The following is a 17,787-nucleotide window of genomic DNA, read 5'->3' as shown; positions in this document are numbered from 1 at the left end:
CAGGCTGTTTTAAAAGGCACTTCTTGTTTTTCAAGGAGTGCTTTTTTGTTTATGTTTATACAATTGTTTATACATAGAAATCCGAACAGCCACACAAACACTTTATAAGATAGATACAAACCGTAAGTATGTAGATCTCCCTTCTCTACCACCCCTTGTTTGAATAGCAAAACAAGCCCTAATAGTTTATTGAGGCATACTTTCCTCAAACCTCTTAATGTAGGATAGAAGATACCCACAATAAGAAATTACACAAATGAGAATAACTAAACGTAAAAAAAAGATAATGAACTTGTTTGCTAGTGATAACTTTGAATGAGTGACTAGCGAAATAGGCTCACCGCCTTTTGACGTTGCTGGAGTTGCTTATATACTCAATGGTATGGATTCTTTTGATAAGAAAAGCATTGTTGAATCAGCATATAGAACGCTAGCTAGTATGGTTTCTGATGGGCTGCTAGAGAAAGTATCAAGTTATGAACGTCGGCAAAATCGAATTCAAGGCTTTGGTGATTCTCCTAGAGTTAACTGCATAGTAAGCAGATATGGATTACCTGAGCATTGCAGACTAGTTAAATATGAAGATGATGGACGTAATTATATTGAGGACGAGTTTAAAAAAATTGACTGAAATTGACTGTATATAATCATTAGAATGAATTAAATCAGCCAAATTCTACTATTTTTATTTTAATTTGGCTGATTTATCTAAATACTATCTTTCATAACCAAAATCTAACTCTTTTCTCCAAAATTCCTCATCTATTCCTGAAATCTCTGCTAAAGCAGAATAATTCACATCGATAACTCTTTTATATATTTTCTGTTCTTTATCAGGACTCACATAACCAAATATTCTAGCCTGTTTATACACAAGCTTATAATCGACGCTTGACTTTACTATTTTTTCATATGACTCTAAAAAGTCTATTGATTCCTTTAATAAATCATCAAGAAAATATATCGCTTTCTCATTAAGTGAAATTAATTTAGGAATTAAATCATTACCACCATATTTCCATATTTCCTCGGATGTAATTTTGCCATTTCCTTTATTGGAATTTATCCTATTTTGAAATTCATTTGAAAGTTCATTTTTTTCATTAAACAACATGACAAAAGCATTATAATTATCAAAAAGCATATTGATTCTGCGAATATTATACCATGACTTAGCTTCATCACTTGGATCGAACCTATTGATCAAAAATGAAATTGTACTGATATCAACCTTAATCATTTCCATGTTAGAAACTATATAGTGATAACCTATAATTCTATTATGAGGGTCATCATTTATTTTATTATAATAATTAAGTTTCACAGCAACCAATGAATCCTGAATATCCGCTACCTTTAAAAAAATTTTATTACCATTCTCTATATTTAGAGCTGTTTGTTTGATTTTTTCACTTCTTCCAAATGAAAATCTAGCAACCAAATAACCTAAAATAGCAGATAAAAAAGGAGTTAAAATAGGGACTAGATAGTCTTTTACATAATTTGATTCTGATTTTAAAGACAAAATAGCATTTGTAACTTGTTTCGCTATTTCTTTGGCTATTTCTTCATCCATGGAACCCCCTAAAATTAGTATATTAAATAATATTTAATTATATTATCTATATTTTGAATCATGGGCTACATATGAAAACGAAACCAACAAAACAAAAAAAAGAATTTAAATTTCAAGAAGTTAAATTCCTTTAAAATTATTTAGCTTTTCCTTTTGCTCCTTGGTTAAGCTAAAAGCAAAATCTTCATGCTCAATCTGCCATGTACCAAAACTCATTAGGAAAGCGATAGCAGGGTCAATCTTGTTAGCCGATTTTTTTTTATTGGGCTTGATATTCGCGTTTGCGTCCGTTTCCATGACGACATTAGCCATTGCCCACGCAAGCACGGGATCACCATTGTGACGAATGATTTTACGATTAACGAATACCTCGGCTGATTTCGCCACAGGGCTAAACTTCATGTAAGTTTGAGGGAATGGCTCAACATCTAACCCCGCACCTTGTAGCTGTGTCCTTAAATGGGTAGCGTTCCATGTATCAAAACCTGTCAATTTGATATTAAATTGTTGGCTGTCTCTAAGCACATCATCACGAATGCGATCATAATCAATACAATCACCAGGAGTGGTACGAAGCCAACCTGACTTAACCCATTGACGGTAAATCGCCCTGTTCTTATTGGCGGGGTTCTGTAACTGTGCTTCGGGGATATAGTGACGAGTCAATAATAACAATTCATTATCAACGGGAAAGGTATAGCAGACACTGGTAATATCCCCCGTAGAGGATAAATCCATTCCTGCATAACACGCTAATCCTTTAAGGTCTATTTCGGTATAGTCCATTTTACACGCTAACCATGCACCCTCACCCATCCAAGGCGTTTCCCCCTGACACCAGATATTAAAGCGTTTGGTTAACATTTCTGTCCATTGTGAGGGAATACCTCGCGCCTTTTGTATCGTGTCATACAAAGCATCACCATCAACCGACACATTAAGATTGGGATTCGCCTTTATCCACAAGCGTTCATCGTCAATTTCTTTTTCGTCATCGAGTTCATAAATCAAAGCAAATAACGATTCATTTTGTTCTTCACCGGCGAGGATTTGACAACAATAATCATAATGTTGCTTACAGGCTGAAATAACATTACTCCCTGACGTTGTGATCGCAAATAAAATACCCTCAGGACGTGCCCCCATCCCTAACTCAAGAGCAGAATAAACCGCATTATCAGGGTGTAAGTGATATTCATCAACAATGGCTAAACTGGGATTCGTTCCCTCAATCGTGGCGGCTTTAGCGGCAAGAGGTTTCAATAAGCTATTACGTTTCGGATTAATAACTTTATGTTGCTGTATGGCCACCCGTTTTTTAAGTGGTTTAGACAGTACACACATTTGACGGGCATCATCAAAGACAATACGCGCCTGATCTCGGCTTACTGCAGCGGTATAAATATCTTGCTGCCCGTTTTCCATCACCAAGAACCAATTAGCCAGTATTGCTGCAACGGTAGATTTTGCATTTTTGCGGGGAACCTGAATATAAGCACTGCGGTATTTTCTTCGCCCCGTTGAGGTCACCTTGAAACCAAGGAGATTCGCAAAGGCAAATTGTTGCCACGGCTCAAGCTCTATCGGCTTACCTCGCAAGTGCCCTTTAACATGCGGACAAACACGGGAGAACCCGATAAAACGCTCTACGACCTCATTATCAAAGGTGTAAAGCGGATTATTTAAGTCATTATAGTAACGTTCAACGGCTTGTTTTAACCGCTGACAGGCGGGGATTTTACCTGTTTTAATATCGCTTGCGTACTGCTCCCATGCGTTCATAGGCGATCTAATTCGTCCTCTTCCTCGGTGTCAATTGGATTTTTACGACGAGAAACGGGATCGAACCCCAGTAAGGAAGACATTTTAATCATGATTTTTTCAGCATCAGCCTTGGCACTCAATGAGGGATTACGGCTCTCACTGCCTTGACTATTGATAATGCTAAACCCTCGATTATCTAAGTCTTCAACCGCTTTACGGTACATCGCATAATTGACGCAATACAATTCTAAATTGTTCCAATCGGCTAACGTCAGATCTTCACGTTCTGCCAATATTTTAGCTTTTGTTTTCCACTCTTTCGTCGCTATCTCATTAAGATAAACGGGGGGTTTAGGTGCTCTTGCCATAACTATTTCTATTTCCTAGTAAATTATTTTCAAAAAAATTACCGTGCGTAAAAATTCGAGGAGGGGGGCGGTTCCTGAGACGAGGGCGTTTGTCATTTTTGATACCCCTACCCTTTCTATATGCTTCTCTAACGATTTCTGAAACATTCCATTAGCTCCCTATCACGTTGAATATTGCGTGCTGCAATGGGCTTTGTAGGCGTTTTTAATTGTCGTTGCCTATACGGCTCACTGTGCTTTAAGAGTCCTTTAACCAACTGATTTATTTCATTTTCACGCATTACGGTTATACTCATCTCGCCAATCATTATGCCGTGTTGCTTTTGCTTCTAACTCTCGATACTCCCCATTTTTACGCTTTTGCTTAGTGAGTGGATCATGCTTAAAGGTTTTGGTGTTATGACAACTGTGACATAACGCTTGATGGTTAAAATCCACCCAAAACAACACATCACTATCACCGTTAATAGGGATAATGTGGTCAACAATGGTTGCAGGGGTGTATATCCCTTCATTGAGGCAATGCACACATAACGGATTTAACTTAAGATACTGTAAGCGGTACTTACCCCACTGATTGCTATAACCTCGTTCGGTTCGTGTTCCTCGCTGGCTATCCTGTTGTCGTCTGGCTTCTTGTTTATGTTCTTCACACCGTCCAGACTTCACCCGCTTATTACAGCCTTGATAACTACAACGCTTTAGGGGTTGCCATGGCATCTAGTACACTCCCACATCTCGATAGGTTGACCACAGAGAATGAATAGTCAGCGGAACTTCTTTTAATCCATCACTGCCTACCATCTCTCGGTTCTCATAAAGCAAACTGATATACATTAAACAGCCCACCTTGATCGCAGGAGTGAACGACAATCCATCATCAAATCGTTTACCGATATGTTGTTGGCAAACTTCTAATGCGGCATCAATATAGATAGCTAATATGGCATCGTCATAATCATCATCAATACGGCAATGCAACTTCACTTCATCTAACGTGATTTCGGGCTTAGTCATTAAATACGCCTCCCTTACAAAGCAACTCTAACAGGCTATTTTTTGTATCAGGAATAACCGCCACAATGCCGAATTTATCGCCAACCGTATTTAGCTTGTGATAAACGACACGATGAGAGGTGGTGATATCCGCACGGTAACGTAACCAAATACGTATAGTTGCTTCACTCATTATCATCCCTGAAGCCATTAATTCACGACCACTAATAGCCTTTACCTCTGCAGCAACAGCAGCAATATTTACCCATTCAGTAACAACTGATCCTGATGGAGTTCGCTTTTTTTCTGCTTTTTGAATTGTAATATGATGTCTTAGGCGTCCTGCTTTCATTCATCCACCTTGTCAGACTCTTTTTTAACTTCAACGGTCTGTTTCCATGCCTGACTAAACTCATCACCGCCTTCACGAGGAGGCAATCCCTCACGCTCACGGGCTTCGTTCGGACACATGACTCCCGACTTAATCGCGGTTTCATAACTGCGGAAACGCTCCGTAGGATTAGCGCGGAGTAAATCTGCCGTATCAAATTCCACTTGATAGCGAATATTCGGTGTAGGTGAGGTCAGTAACAACGCTGATTTAATTTGTTGCTCAAAGTTGGCTAACCACGGACGCATAGTAATTGTGAGTAAGGCGCGACTTGCCTCACTAAAGTTGCTGTAAGTACTGTTGGAATACTCTTGTAAAAAGATGGGGCTAATGTTGAACATACGGGCAATATCTTCAATGGTAAAACGCCTTGAGGCTAACCACTCCGCATCTTGGTTACTCATGCCTAATTGTTCATATTCCATGCCCCCCTCAAGAATGGGGGTTTTCCCTGCATTACGTGCCCCTTTGTAGCGTTCTAGGGCTTCTAATGCCTTAGTTCCTTTGAGGCTATCGAGCCATTCACCCGATTTAATAATGCCAGATGCCATCATGCCGTCTTTCATGATACTCGCGCCGTGTCGTTGTTGAGCTAATCCTAAGCCCAATGTTTCACGGCAAATCGTGACGGGTGAGCGTCCTAAAAAACCGTCATCAGTCGCATAACGTAAATGCAAGATTTCTTCTTGTAGATAGGTTTTCACCTTACCGCTATACGGTTCAGTCACGGTATAACTGTATCGATGATCCCCAAGTCGATTAATCACTACCGCACTAGGGGGATAAGGATGTATTGATTTAGGCTGTCCATCTTTACCCCACGTAATCACCGCATAGGCGTTACCATTGAGCAAACAATGACGCATTAACGTGCGCTTAAATTGAAAAGCGGTCTGGCAGTCATTCGGGTTTTCATTGAGAAGATAATCAACAGGGTGATCACTTAACCACTCTCTTGATTCTCGCCCTTTATCATTGTGTACCCGATACAGAAAACAGGGCATGGAGGCAATAGCTTCACTAATGACCGTCACCGCATTCATCACGGCAGGTAAGCCCTCCGCTGTTGATGAGCTAACGTGTTCCCCTGCGTTTGTGTTCGATATCCCTGCCAGAGAAAGAAACTCATCAATACTTAGACTGCGGGATTCGGAGGCTTTACGTTTGAATGGCCACATTATTCCACCTCAACCAATTGTAACCAGCGGTCAAAATCTTTTACCGCTTGCGGTTTACTGAGTGTTAAGGAGCGTTTGGCAATTTCTACGCCACTATCAGGATAAGCAGGTAAACTGGTGATGGTGATTTCATGGAGTTCAGCTTCTAATACGGTTCTGACATACGGCTCTTGACCAATATCCCACTGATCTTTAATCGCTCGGAAACCAAAACTCATACCGTCAATATCACCTCGTTCAACCAAGGTGAGAACATCACGCCCTAGTTGCGTATCAGGCGGAGTGAGTTCAAAACGTAACCCTGTTTCATCTTCGGTAAGTTGTAATGTGCCAGAAGTCGTGCGCCCCAATAAGTTAGTGTAATCATGTTCGTATAACGCCCTGACATCATTCCCCTTTGATAAGCTGTTACTAAATGCATTTTGGGCAAATTGTTCGACAAATTCATCCCAAAGTACATGAGAGCGCGAGCCCCACTTAATCACATAACCGATAAGTTTTTTATCACTGGCTGATAGTGTTGCGGTACGAATTTCTAACTCGGTCTTTTTCATAGTGTATTCCTGACAAAAAGAGCGCTCCTGAGATCACAGGAACGCCCCTTGAGTTATTTACCCGCGACTTTAACTTCCAACACTTTAATGGCGTTAGAATCCACCAGCCCACCGCCTAAATATTTATCGGTGTGAACTTTGATAAAGCCGGGTTCAGTAATGTTGTCAGGACGAGTACGTGTACCCGTTTCATGATCCACAATGAAGTAACCGCGTTTAAAGTCACCTAATGCAATCACATCATCAGCCATGTTTTCGAGATAATGAACCGGTAAGCCTAATAAGGTATCAGGATCGCCAGACTGTAAACGGTCACGCCAGATATAATCCCCATTGCCATTTTTCAGCTTCTGTACTTTAGCAGCAGTATTGGAGTTCATCACCCAAACGGCATTTTTGCGATATTTCGCACGCAATTTAAATTTCAGGTCAATCAGGCTATCGGCTTCAATGCTGGCAACGTCAAGTTTTTCTAATGTACCAAACGTGCGCACTTTATCGGCTTTGGCTTCACGAGGATAAGCCAAGAAACCTTTTGCTTTTTTCGTACCATCACCCGTGACAAGATCGGTTTCTTCGGTATCAACAAACGTGTCGCCAATTTCAGTGGTTAACCAGCTAAGAATATCCACATCACTAAAATCAATAATTTCTTGCGTGGTTTTGGGATAGGCGTAGATAGGGAATAATTTGATACTGACTTCTTCTAACTTTGGTGTACCAGTCTCGGTGCGGGCTTGCCCCTCTTCACCGTGATTGACCTTTGCTCCACCCACAGAAACCAATTGTTTATATTCGTTGCTGTGAGTCGTTTTGATGGTACAAATTTTACGCATCACCGAATCATTGGTTAATTGCTGCATAATTTGTTTATTCAGTTCAGGAATAACGGTATAGCCACCGTCAGCCGGAACCCCTGTCGATAAAGTACGGGTTTCCCCTGTCAGGATATAATGACGTAATTCATCATTACTGACGGCTTTATCACCTAATACATGCTTACCTGCATGACTGCGTTCTTCCTCTGCAATCGCTTCATAACGGGCAATTTCAGTATTCAGAGATTCCGACTGACTACGCAATTCATCAAAGTTTTTCGCTTCATCTTCGGTGAGTGAGCGTTTTTCTGTTTCTGCTTTAGTGAGCAGTGAGCGCATTTGCTCGGTGAGAGTTGCCTTTTGTTGGCGTAATTCGAGTAGTTTTTTCATGAAGTGGTTTCCGTAAACAATAAAATGTTAAGACGTGAAACCAGCTCGGAAATAGGGGAGACCGTTTAACTGGAGATACCTGTCTGATGAGCAAGGATTAAACGGTCAAGTGGCGGCTCACGTCTGAGTGCCACTTCTTAATATATATCTGAAAAACTTAAAGAAAACACCTAAGTTATTACACAGTAAACATACAAAAACATGAGTAATATTAATTTACATAACTTTACTTTTAAAGATAGCGTTTATCATGCTTTGGCATTTTTTCTCGCTCTTCCTGTAAATAAGCAATGAGTATATCCAATTGCTCCTTACTTGCTGCAAAACGACGACCTGTGAAGTCATCAACTAAAATGCCATGCCCTTCAACAAACAAAAAATGATCCATTGTCACATGATATTTGTATTCCTCAAGGGACATAGTTTCTAAATCATCAATCTGACGATCATCTAAATATTCATTACGTAACGTTGTCATATCATTCATATTATCAATCCTATACTGTCTATCATTTAGTCTAAATAACGCTTTCTAGTAAAATCATGGTTTTTGCTAAACCACCTGTACCACTTAGTTAAAATTCATTTTAAAACAAATAATTATGATGGCTTTTAATATGGCTTGATTATTTTTTAACCTAAACCACCTGTACCGATTTTTGGCATAGGTGGTATAGGTATAATTTTATCTGTACCTTTTGCTATACCACCCTTAAAGCCTTTGTTTATCTGAACATCCTTGATATTGGGTTAGGTGGTACAGCAAATCTCTCGTGCATGTGTTATGAGAAAAGTTTTTCAGTCTTTTCCCCTAATATTGCTGCAAACGAAGATTTTATTTCGTCAATAGCAGGGAGGTCATAATAACGCCCATTACCTCTATCTGAACGCCCTGCTACTTGGATTCCCAATGTCCTCATGATACGACCAACCGTAGAACGTGCGGCAGGAGGTTTAATATTTTCGCCATTGGCTTCACTCCAAAGCATAAAAGAGTCCACTAGCTCCGTAGTGTAAATTCGAGTTTGAGATTTAAACGGTTGTTGGCTCCATAGTTCACTATAAAAAAATTGATAGACAGGTGGCATACTGGCTAACTTCTCTTCAACTAATGCAGCAGTAACTGGCGCACGTCTTGGATCAAAGTGTGTTAGGTCATACGACAATAACCACGCCAATAACTTTTGTGCGCCGTTATCATTTATCCATTGATGTAAACGGTCAAAATAACCTTTGTTTTGTGCATAAATCACATCTGGTTCTAACACAAGGTAACGCCTTTCCCGTAACCCCGCATTAATCACCCTGTCACGGTTACTTGCAAAAATAAAACGGGCATAGTTCGGCATGATTTCGGGATCTTTACCTTTTCGCTCTAAGTTAACCGTGTCCTCGCTAATAATTGCCTTTAACTTTTCTGCTGTACGCCCATCAGTTAAATCAGCTTCATCCACAAATACAAATAGCTTATTTGCTATGGTGCTATTAAAACGTCCGGCTATTTGACCAGAACCATTCACTTGAATAGCATACATGCCTAATATCTCTAACAATGGACGAACCATAGACCCCTTACCTGTACCCTCTATGGATTTCATCACAATGGCAACAGAGGGTTTTTCTTCGGGCTTCTGAAATAAATGAGCTAGCCAACCAACAAGATATTGATAAGTTTCATTGTCGCCCGCGCAAATTACCTTTTCTAAATGCTCAAGGTAGGGAATAACATCACCCGCTACAGGTTCAATACTTAATCCTGTGTACAGGTTATAAACTTCTTTAGGGCAATTTTCAGGATTTGGATAAAAGCCGACACCTCCTAATTGCTTTGAATGACCAGGCCAATTTAACCATGCTTCACCCAATCGACGACCAACAACCCTACCTTGATCAAGAAAATTATTTCTGAATGAGTTCAATGTTTGAAAGCAATGTGTTTCCCCAGTAACTGGATTAGGACGCATACTAACAACATGGTGATCGCCAAAAGCATAAACATGCGTATAGGTTTTGTTGACTTCATCCAACATATCAACATCCTCAGCAGTAATACGTGTTCCATCACCTAACCGGTTAATAGCAATCACATCTGCTGTTTTCTCATAGTCACGAGGCCACAAATAATCAGCCCTAGCAACATCAGATAAAACCTGCCGTAATTCACTTTCGTCTATAAATTCTAAAACTAAAGATTTACGTTTACTTTCGGCTTTATCAGGCTCCTTTGAAGAATGGTATCCTTGTTCAATAAACCAATCAGGAGTAATTTCCCCCTCCATAACCAATGAGCGCATACGAATGGCCAGCGCATTTAAACGATGATCTTGCGGGTAACGTAAAATGGATGCGTCAGTATCTGCCTTTTGAGGTGGTGTTCCTCTTTTTACCCACAAATAAACTGTAGCGAATAAAGAGTCAGACCACTCTGGTAATTTTTTATGTCCTGCTATACTCATTTTTTCACCCCACCAGCCATAATGAATTTACCGATCAACGGGTGAAACCAATATTTGCTACCTACCTTTCTTTTTGCACCTTTAATAATGATTGTCGCAGCTTCTTTAAACTTTGACTCATTAACAATCAATTGACTACCCTGACGAACCACCAGCACACCACAATTTTTAGCTAATAATTCCGCTTTGCTGGTGGATAAACCCATTTCAGACGCTAATGTGGTTAATGGACTCATGCCCTCAGGTATAGAATGTTTACGCTGCATAACAGCAATTACTTGTTCTAACTCAACTAAGCGTGATTCATACTGGCGAACTTGCTCAGCTAATTGGTTAAATTGTAATTTACTGATCATGTTTTACCTCTCTACGCTGAATTTCGTATTGAGCCGTCAATAGATTTTGCTGTATTGCGTTAATTATTCTTGGTAAATAAATCAATAAATCACTCATACCATTGAGATGATCTCTCGCATTCTTGTCTGTGTATTCATCACTATTTAAGGAATGAGCCGCTAATTGACCTACCGTTCTCATACCTAACGCTAAACCGGCACAAGCATCTTCTGAGTCACGAATAACATTCTTTAACTCTTGAGTCGTCATTCGATTTAAATCGTGACGGATAACAACATCATAGATATCAGCCATGCCTAAGCTCCCTCATTGTTAGAATTAATTTCTATCAAATTAAGATCTGTAATTAATTGCCCGCAATGCTCAGAAGCGATAATAGATAGCATGGGAATAAATCGAACTAACTCAGGATCGCCATTACATGCAATTTCTTTAATTAAATTAACTAAATCACCCGTTGAGATGGCATGGGTTAATAACTCATAAACCGTTTTGTTTAATACTTTAGACTCCATAATTAAGCCCTCCCAACATAGGTGTATTCTTTACTAAATTGGCTAAGAGACATAATTACTGGGCTATTAAAACCATCACGAATAAACGTTACTCGATTAAACCTAACTGATAATACTTTGATGGTTTCACCATTTTTATGAGTATAAAACTCATTAACTTGGGGATTACGCACGATTTACCCCCTGACGAATACGAGCAGAGAAAAGGCAAGGGGAATCTGGAAGTAGTGAACGGGCTTCCTGTTCGTTATTCGCTTCAACAGAAAAGTATTTAGATTGCTGGCATGAGAAAAAACGCCATAGGAATTTAGGGTGAGTTTGGGTAGACTTATACATAGCCATAGTGTTACCTCGTATAACATTGTGGTTAAACGCCTCGAAAGTGTTCCAGCACTTCGGGGCGTTGTTATTTTTACAGCCGCATGAATATATGGTGTACACCCACCATAAGATAAAGTGGGTATACATGTCAACGCTATTTATTAAAGATTTTTTATAGTAAGGTGTGTGTACAAATAATCTTGATAAGGACTTGGTATTCATGGCAACCGGCAATATAAATAACAAATCGGAAAAGAAAAACATCCGCTTTCCACATGAATTACTTGAAGAAATTAATTCAAGTGTAGAACGCGAAAAATCTAATTTCTCATCATGGGTTATCGATGCTTGTGAGGCAAAACTAAAATTAGAGAAACGGAAACCTAAACAATCAGGTGAATAATTAACAATCAATAGTTGCTGAACTAGGTTGTTGAATAATTTTGCGTTATTATCACCATTGTCATTTACACAATGATTTATAAAGTTGTTTTTTAAAGAGGTAGCATTCGCAGTGCTACCTTTTTTATTGGTTAGCGCATTGCAGATCTGTTGCTTATTGCTCAGATATGAGCATCGGTATTTCTCGCTATTCCCACCTATTTGATTTTGTTCCTGTATCAGATTTCCGGTGGCGATTATAACTTGCCTGTTATTTAAGCGTCCCCATATTGGTGACCTCAAAAAACTTCCAGTAGAGTGATACTCCTGATCTGGTGTTAGGGTAATCAGGTTTTCAACCCCTCGATTATGGTAGATAATTTTTGTATAGTTTTTAATCCAGCCAATGGCTGAGTTAAATTCTGTGATGCCACTCATTGTGGCTCCTCCTCTGCCATAGCTGGCAACTGAGGCTGATATTCATCCCAGAGTCGATTTTCCTCTTTTTTTAAACTGATTTTCTCTGCTTTGCAAGATTGAAGATCCCGCCCACGCTGTGACGAAATTTTCAGATACTCATTGCTACGCCGGGTAAAGTCATTCAATAATCCAAACGGAACACCATAGGCTCCAGTCTTACGGATTGACGGGATAACATCACGAAATACCCAGTTACTGAAACGGTGTGCAAAAGCCCCTTCCTTAGTGGCTTTACGGCTACGAGTAATTAACTTATAAAAACCAGATTCAGCCACAAGGTTAAACAGGGGAAGTCCTGCACTGGATTTAATACCCTTTATTGAACATAGGGTATTCTCATCACTGTCTAATATTTTAATCGCATTCGTTACGTTTTTAATTTCTAAAGCTTTACAAATATCCGCAGCAATAAACCACGGTTCATTATTAATTTTAACTATCCGCACCTGAATGCCTTCAAAGCGAATAACAGAAATATCATCTGAATTAATATTCAAAATATGCTCTTGACTGATTTTAGGGTGAGCGAATCCATCAGCGATTAAGCTGTTTTTTTCCAATTTCATATATTTCTACTCTTTTTATTTAATTAATAAGAGTTGTCGCGACAACATATTTAGCTTGAATGAAATAAGTTGCAAAAGCTCGCAAATTCGTATTTTGGTTAATTGCTTGCAATTGCGACTTACTTCTATTAGTTCACTTTACGGCTATATGGATTATTAATATTTTCCACGGCTGGAGGGTTACGAACCCATAGCAATAAATCACTTAATAGCCATGCACAAGAATTACGCCCTAATGCTTTACGTGCAGGGAAACGCCCTTCTTTTTCGAGTGTGTAAGCTGTTGTGCGTGAAATAGATGTGATGCGTTGGCGTTCTTTCTCGCGAATGAGGCGATCATACTGTTCGCCATACTCAGCAAGTATAGAACGACGCAATTCTGGTGTTGGTGTTGAAAATTGATTTTGCATATTAAACCTACTGTATAGATGTTGATGTACACATTATGAGCTGTAAAAAAACATTTTCTAGTAAGTTAAGAATCTTTTAATATCATACATATTTCTAGTGAAACATTACAATTTCTAGAAAGAAAATATATTTTAATTAAAAAATCGCATACACATAGGGTGGAATATAATCAATTGATTAATAAGAATTATTTTTTATTTGATATTTGAGGTACTATTTTAACAATAGACGTTAGGAGACAATAGACGACAATAGGAGACAATAGCGAAAAATAAACATTTTTAACAAAATCATCAGTTTATGTAAAATCGGCACTGTTTGAACAAACAGTAGAATTATGAAATAAGGTAAATAATAGAAAGATAATCAAACAGTCACTCATTGTCATGTATAGTCAGTCATTGAAACTCAATGACATTCATTGACACTCATTGGTATGTATTGAAACGCTATACCACCTATAACTGGTTATAGACACAATGAAGTACCTTCATAGTCCAAAGGTGGTTGAGGCATATTTCGAATATAGTAACGAAACCCTTCTAACTCCTTTAAACCTCTATTTTTTATTCATCTTTTTCATATTCTAGTATTGCCAAAGCTTCTTGTATTTTTTTATCAAGAGTAGCTCTAGATAAACCTTTTTTTGATAAGTTTATATCTTCTGATAATTTCATAATTGCATTTCTTATTGATGAGACTGTTATTTTATTTCCATCATAGAATGATCCCCCTACCTTATTAGCTAGTAAGGTAATGGTAAGACCTAACAATTTATATGTATTTACTTCTTCATCTTCTTTTCTATGTAAACCTCTTTTGTTTTTACTTAATTCTACACCTGTAGATACTAAATCAGCCCCTCCTAATCTTTTTAAAATATCCTTCCCTTTTTGCTGTGAAGCAATTTGGGTTACAGCTAACAAACATCTCTCCTTAATTGGCTCTGGAGTTATTTCATCATCAATCAATTCATATGCAAGAGCGAACATATAATCCGCATCCTGTTCAACAGCAACAGAGCCACTAAACAAACCAGATGAATTAAACCATTTTTTTATTTGTCTATAATAAATATCATAATCTTCTTTTCTTTCTTCTGGAATTTCATCGACTCTTAACTCTGGATATAAACCACATAATAATAAAGCAAGCTGCTTTACATTTAATGTTGGTGCCTTGGCCTCTCTTTCAAATACACCTAATCTTCTAAAACTTGTCATACAACTGATTCCTTTTTTATCTCTAAAATAATTATATTTTCATGATTAGACATAAGTAGATCCAACCTTTCGCACCATTTGTTAAGTGTATCTAATTTCTCAGGTAAATATTGGCTTCTATTATAAATAGCCATTACTCCTGGTAGAGCATGACCTAGTAATTGCTCTACAATATGAGGAAATACGCCCATATCATTTAGCTTTGTTGCAAATGTCCGCCTTAAATCATGTAATGTCCAAGGCTCAGAGTGATTGAATTTCACCCATAAATTACGTCCATATTGAGAGACCGCCTCAGTTTTTTTTAATTCACCTAATAAATAACCTCTCTTTTTATTTGATGAATATAATTCTTTAACAAAATCTCGTATATAAATAGGTATTGGACGAATAATTTTCTCATTTGTTTTTGTATGCTCTTTCGGTACAGTCCAAATCCAATTATCAAAGTCCCATTCTTTCCACTCTGATAATCTAGCTTCATGCGAACGACACCCAAAAATAATAAGAATTTTAATTAAATGCTTATAATAAGGAATATGTTTATTCTCATTGAGTGATTGCCATAATTCCCCTAGTTCTTTATCAGTAAGTACCCGATCCTTTTTATTTTGTTTCTTACCAACATCAGGAATAGTTAAATCATCAAGAGCACTACTAACAGCATATCGCCTAACTCTACAAAATTTTAAAGCTTGTTTGCACATCTGAAATACATAGCCAGTTGCAACGGGTGATTCTTGTCGTGCTCTATCAAAGCAATTTAACCAATAGCGGGTTTCACAATCACTTAAAGCCATTTCACCAATATAAGGGTAAATATGCTTTTCTAATTGAGCCACATGCCTAACTATATTAACTCGGTTATCTTTCCCGTAATTTTCAACCCAATACTCTAAAGCATCTCTCACAGTGACAGGCTTTAATGAGGATTGAACCTCTATATTTAGTTGTAGCTTTGGATCTTTGCCTAATGCCAGCCAGTTACGACACTTATCACGGAGTTCTCTGGCTTCTTTTAAACTCATATCAGGATATCGCCCTAGTGTTAGGCGATTTAACTTTTTCCCATCTAGTCTATAAGTAAAAACCCAACTCACACCACCAGCAACAGATACCTTAGCGCTAAGCCCTGCCCCATCAGCTACGAACTCAATTTTAGATACAGGCTTGCCATAAAGGGCTTTAACCTTTTTATCGCTCAATTTATTTAGTTCATTTGCCATTGATAGTCCAGATTGTTTATACAAATGTTTATACAAATGTTTATACATAGTGTGATGTACAAATACGAAAACGTCAATAAACACTGGAACAATATACAGTATATATTTTAATTATCCATTTGATTTTATTAAATATTAAAATAACACCAGATAGCATAAAAGCTAAAAGAATAAAAATACGGCATGAACTGATCCTAGTCAGTTAGGTCTATTTTTATAAAAAGCCTTTTCTGGGTTCCAGAAAAGGCTTTTTTGTTGCTTATTTTTCATGCTTGCTCTATAACATAAATTATTAAGTTACCAAATATGGTAACATCTAGCCATGTTACCAAATATAGTAACATTCTCTTTAGTATTTCAATTAAATAACTGAGCAAAAGATCACTATACTCATTCTATTTCTCTCACAAAATGATAAGAGCAAGCTAATGAATAAAGACATCGTAAGTGTGATTACAGGTGATATCATAGACTCTAGAAGCATCACACCTGAAAACTATGATGTTATGCTCTATACCTTGGAGCAGACGGTTCAATTACTCTCAGAACAACTACCACTTAAATATGACAGATATCGTGGTGACTCCTTCCAACTTGTTTGCTTACATGCTTGTGATGCCATTAAAGTTGCTATTGTCGTTCAATTAGCATTGAAAACGTCAGAGCTAGGCATCAGTGCTCGCCAAAGTATTGGTATCGGTCAAATTAATTCATTACGTAATGATATTAGAACATCAACGGGTGAAGCCTTTATCTTATCAGGCGAAGGATTGGATAAGATGAAAAGTGAAATATTAACAATATCTGCATCAGATAAAGAATTTCAAAAAAACATTACTTTAGTGACTAAATATTTAGATATACAACTTAAAGAAATAACTCGAGCACAAGCGCAAGTTTTACTTAAATATATGGTTAATGAAGATAAATCTCATTATGCTATTGCTAATAAATTAAAAAAATCGAGAAGTAATATCACACGATTATTGAATGCCTGTCATTACCAATTAATAGATGAATATATTCAATACTTTAATTATTTAATTAACAAGGCTTATTGATATGTATAATTTTACGCTTCTTATTTCTCTCTATATTGCTCATATTGCTTTTGATTTTTATTTACAACCTAAAGCATGGATAGAAGCGCGGAATGCTCTACATTACAAATCTAAAGAGCTTTACTTACACTCACTACTGCACGCTGGAATAACCTTTATTATTCTAGTTTTAATGTCTGAGATAAGTTTTAGTTTTATTTTCATTTACAGTGTAATTATATTAATAACACATTATTTTTTTGATCTTGGTAAATCTTATACTGATAACTCTTTAAGATGGTTTATTACTGATCAAGCCCTTCATTTGTTCGTGATTACCTTTTTATGGATAATGCTTGTTGATCAGAATACTCAAATATTCCATGATCTTAGTTTTAAAAATGTTAACTATAAATATCTTATTGTTGTTCTTGCCTACATCATTATTTTAAAGCCTATTTCTAGCCTTATTTATATGTTACTAAAGAAATGGACACCTGTTGCAGTAGAAGGCTCAACTCTCGTTTCTGCGGGTCAATCTATTGGTTATTTAGAAAGAACCCTAATCTTAACTTTTATTCTTTTGAATCAATTTGCAGCAATCGGTTTTTTATTAGCAGCTAAATCAATATTTAGATTTGGTGAATTACAAAATGATCAAGATAAAAAGCTAACAGAATATGTCATGTTAGGTACACTGATTAGCTTTAGCATATCTATCTTTATTGGACTTGCTACTTCCTTTTTTGTAACCCAACTTCCCATAGGAAAATAGC

General features: G+C 37.5%; 24 protein-coding genes. 4 read left to right on the top strand and 20 right to left on the bottom strand.

Annotated features, from left to right (window positions below; all coding sequences use genetic code 11):
- The first annotated feature begins 319 nt into the window (after positions 1-319).
- Positions 320-631, top strand: a complete 312-nt coding sequence (locus CBE70_RS14980; protein ID WP_373274635.1) for a hypothetical protein — start codon at positions 320-322, stop codon at positions 629-631.
- A gap of 84 nt (positions 632-715) precedes the next feature.
- Here CBE70_RS14980 and CBE70_RS14975 read toward each other — a convergent pair whose 3' ends face one another.
- The 16 genes from CBE70_RS14975 to CBE70_RS14895 all read right to left on the bottom strand — a co-directional run bounded on the left by CBE70_RS14975 (position 716) and on the right by CBE70_RS14895 (position 11,705).
- The gene (locus tag CBE70_RS14975) at positions 716-1,576 is read right to left on the bottom strand and encodes a hypothetical protein (RefSeq protein WP_100159957.1); all 861 of its coding nucleotides are present in this window, start codon (positions 1,574-1,576) and stop codon (positions 716-718) included.
- 120 nt (positions 1,577-1,696) lie between these two features.
- Complete coding sequence (locus CBE70_RS14970; protein WP_100159956.1) at positions 1,697-3,358, bottom strand: terminase large subunit; 1,662 nt, start codon at positions 3,356-3,358, stop codon at positions 1,697-1,699.
- Entirely contained in the window at positions 3,355-3,708 is a 354-nt protein-coding gene (locus CBE70_RS14965) for a phage terminase small subunit P27 family (protein WP_100159955.1), read from the bottom strand. Before CBE70_RS14965 ends, CBE70_RS14970 begins: the two co-directional genes overlap by 4 nt.
- A 273-nt stretch (positions 3,709-3,981) precedes the next feature.
- On the bottom strand, positions 3,982-4,428 hold the full coding sequence (locus CBE70_RS14955) for an HNH endonuclease (protein WP_100159953.1): 447 nt from the start codon (positions 4,426-4,428) through the stop codon (positions 3,982-3,984).
- Positions 4,429-4,725, bottom strand: coding sequence for a head-tail connector protein (locus tag CBE70_RS14950; RefSeq protein WP_100159952.1), 297 nt, complete (start codon positions 4,723-4,725; stop codon positions 4,429-4,431). It abuts the gene before it with no gap.
- The gene (locus tag CBE70_RS14945) at positions 4,718-5,056 is read right to left on the bottom strand and encodes a phage head closure protein (protein ID WP_100159951.1); all 339 of its coding nucleotides are present in this window, start codon (positions 5,054-5,056) and stop codon (positions 4,718-4,720) included. The genes CBE70_RS14950 and CBE70_RS14945 overlap by 8 nt, the downstream gene beginning before the upstream one ends.
- Positions 5,053-6,273, bottom strand: coding sequence for a phage portal protein (locus tag CBE70_RS14940; RefSeq protein ID WP_100159950.1), 1,221 nt, complete (start codon positions 6,271-6,273; stop codon positions 5,053-5,055). The genes CBE70_RS14945 and CBE70_RS14940 overlap by 4 nt, the downstream gene beginning before the upstream one ends.
- On the bottom strand, positions 6,273-6,827 hold the full coding sequence (locus tag CBE70_RS14935) for an HK97 family phage prohead protease (RefSeq protein ID WP_100159949.1): 555 nt from the start codon (positions 6,825-6,827) through the stop codon (positions 6,273-6,275). The genes CBE70_RS14940 and CBE70_RS14935 overlap by 1 nt, the downstream gene beginning before the upstream one ends.
- A gap of 53 nt (positions 6,828-6,880) precedes the next feature.
- A complete protein-coding gene (locus CBE70_RS14930; RefSeq protein WP_100159948.1) occupies positions 6,881-8,035 on the bottom strand; it encodes a phage major capsid protein in 1,155 nt (384 codons plus the stop codon).
- Positions 8,036-8,267: 232 nt separating this feature from the next.
- The gene (locus CBE70_RS14925; protein WP_100159947.1) at positions 8,268-8,522 is read right to left on the bottom strand and encodes a hypothetical protein; all 255 of its coding nucleotides are present in this window, start codon (positions 8,520-8,522) and stop codon (positions 8,268-8,270) included.
- A gap of 295 nt (positions 8,523-8,817) precedes the next feature.
- Positions 8,818-10,491, bottom strand: a complete 1,674-nt coding sequence (locus CBE70_RS14920; protein WP_100159946.1) for a DUF5906 domain-containing protein — start codon at positions 10,489-10,491, stop codon at positions 8,818-8,820.
- On the bottom strand, positions 10,488-10,847 hold the full coding sequence (locus tag CBE70_RS14915) for a hypothetical protein (protein WP_100159945.1): 360 nt from the start codon (positions 10,845-10,847) through the stop codon (positions 10,488-10,490). Before CBE70_RS14915 ends, CBE70_RS14920 begins: the two co-directional genes overlap by 4 nt.
- Positions 10,837-11,142, bottom strand: coding sequence for a hypothetical protein (locus tag CBE70_RS14910; protein WP_100159944.1), 306 nt, complete (start codon positions 11,140-11,142; stop codon positions 10,837-10,839). The genes CBE70_RS14915 and CBE70_RS14910 overlap by 11 nt, the downstream gene beginning before the upstream one ends.
- Positions 11,143-11,144: 2 nt before the next feature.
- Complete coding sequence (locus CBE70_RS14905; RefSeq protein WP_100159943.1) at positions 11,145-11,363, bottom strand: hypothetical protein; 219 nt, start codon at positions 11,361-11,363, stop codon at positions 11,145-11,147.
- Between the two features lie 2 nt (positions 11,364-11,365).
- A complete protein-coding gene (locus CBE70_RS14900; RefSeq protein WP_100159942.1) occupies positions 11,366-11,536 on the bottom strand; it encodes a DUF4222 domain-containing protein in 171 nt (56 codons plus the stop codon).
- Positions 11,529-11,705, bottom strand: a complete 177-nt coding sequence (locus CBE70_RS14895) for a host cell division inhibitor Icd-like protein (RefSeq protein ID WP_157926015.1) — start codon at positions 11,703-11,705, stop codon at positions 11,529-11,531. Before CBE70_RS14895 ends, CBE70_RS14900 begins: the two co-directional genes overlap by 8 nt.
- Before the next feature lie 199 nt (positions 11,706-11,904).
- Here CBE70_RS14895 and CBE70_RS14890 point away from each other — a divergent pair, with 199 nt between their 5' ends.
- Entirely contained in the window at positions 11,905-12,087 is a 183-nt protein-coding gene (locus CBE70_RS14890) for a YlcI/YnfO family protein (RefSeq protein ID WP_100159941.1), read from the top strand.
- 412 nt (positions 12,088-12,499) lie between these two features.
- Here CBE70_RS14890 and CBE70_RS14885 read toward each other — a convergent pair whose 3' ends face one another.
- The 4 genes from CBE70_RS14885 to CBE70_RS14870 form a co-directional block, all read right to left on the bottom strand.
- On the bottom strand, positions 12,500-13,111 hold the full coding sequence (locus tag CBE70_RS14885) for a BRO-N domain-containing protein (RefSeq protein WP_100159940.1): 612 nt from the start codon (positions 13,109-13,111) through the stop codon (positions 12,500-12,502).
- A gap of 128 nt (positions 13,112-13,239) precedes the next feature.
- Positions 13,240-13,521, bottom strand: coding sequence for a helix-turn-helix transcriptional regulator (locus tag CBE70_RS14880; protein ID WP_100159939.1), 282 nt, complete (start codon positions 13,519-13,521; stop codon positions 13,240-13,242).
- Positions 13,522-14,088: 567 nt separating this feature from the next.
- Positions 14,089-14,745 (bottom strand): hypothetical protein, encoded by a 657-nt coding sequence (locus CBE70_RS14875; RefSeq protein WP_100159938.1) that lies wholly within the window; start codon positions 14,743-14,745, stop codon positions 14,089-14,091.
- Positions 14,742-15,971 (bottom strand): tyrosine-type recombinase/integrase, encoded by a 1,230-nt coding sequence (locus CBE70_RS14870; RefSeq protein WP_100159937.1) that lies wholly within the window; start codon positions 15,969-15,971, stop codon positions 14,742-14,744. The genes CBE70_RS14875 and CBE70_RS14870 overlap by 4 nt, the downstream gene beginning before the upstream one ends.
- 428 nt (positions 15,972-16,399) lie before the next feature.
- On the opposite strand from CBE70_RS14870, the gene CBE70_RS14865 reads away from it, so the two are divergent.
- Positions 16,400-17,032, top strand: a complete 633-nt coding sequence (locus CBE70_RS14865) for a hypothetical protein (RefSeq protein ID WP_100159936.1) — start codon at positions 16,400-16,402, stop codon at positions 17,030-17,032.
- Between the two features lies 1 nt (position 17,033).
- Positions 17,034-17,786 (top strand): DUF3307 domain-containing protein, encoded by a 753-nt coding sequence (locus CBE70_RS14860; RefSeq protein ID WP_100159935.1) that lies wholly within the window; start codon positions 17,034-17,036, stop codon positions 17,784-17,786.
- Position 17,787: the final 1 nt, after the last annotated feature.

Source organism: Proteus columbae, from assembly GCF_002777965.1.
In the GTDB taxonomy this organism is placed as follows: Bacteria; Pseudomonadota; Gammaproteobacteria; order Enterobacterales; family Enterobacteriaceae; genus Proteus; species Proteus columbae.
The sequence above is the reverse complement of the archived record's forward strand: the minus strand, read 5'-3'. Positions and strand labels throughout refer to the sequence as shown.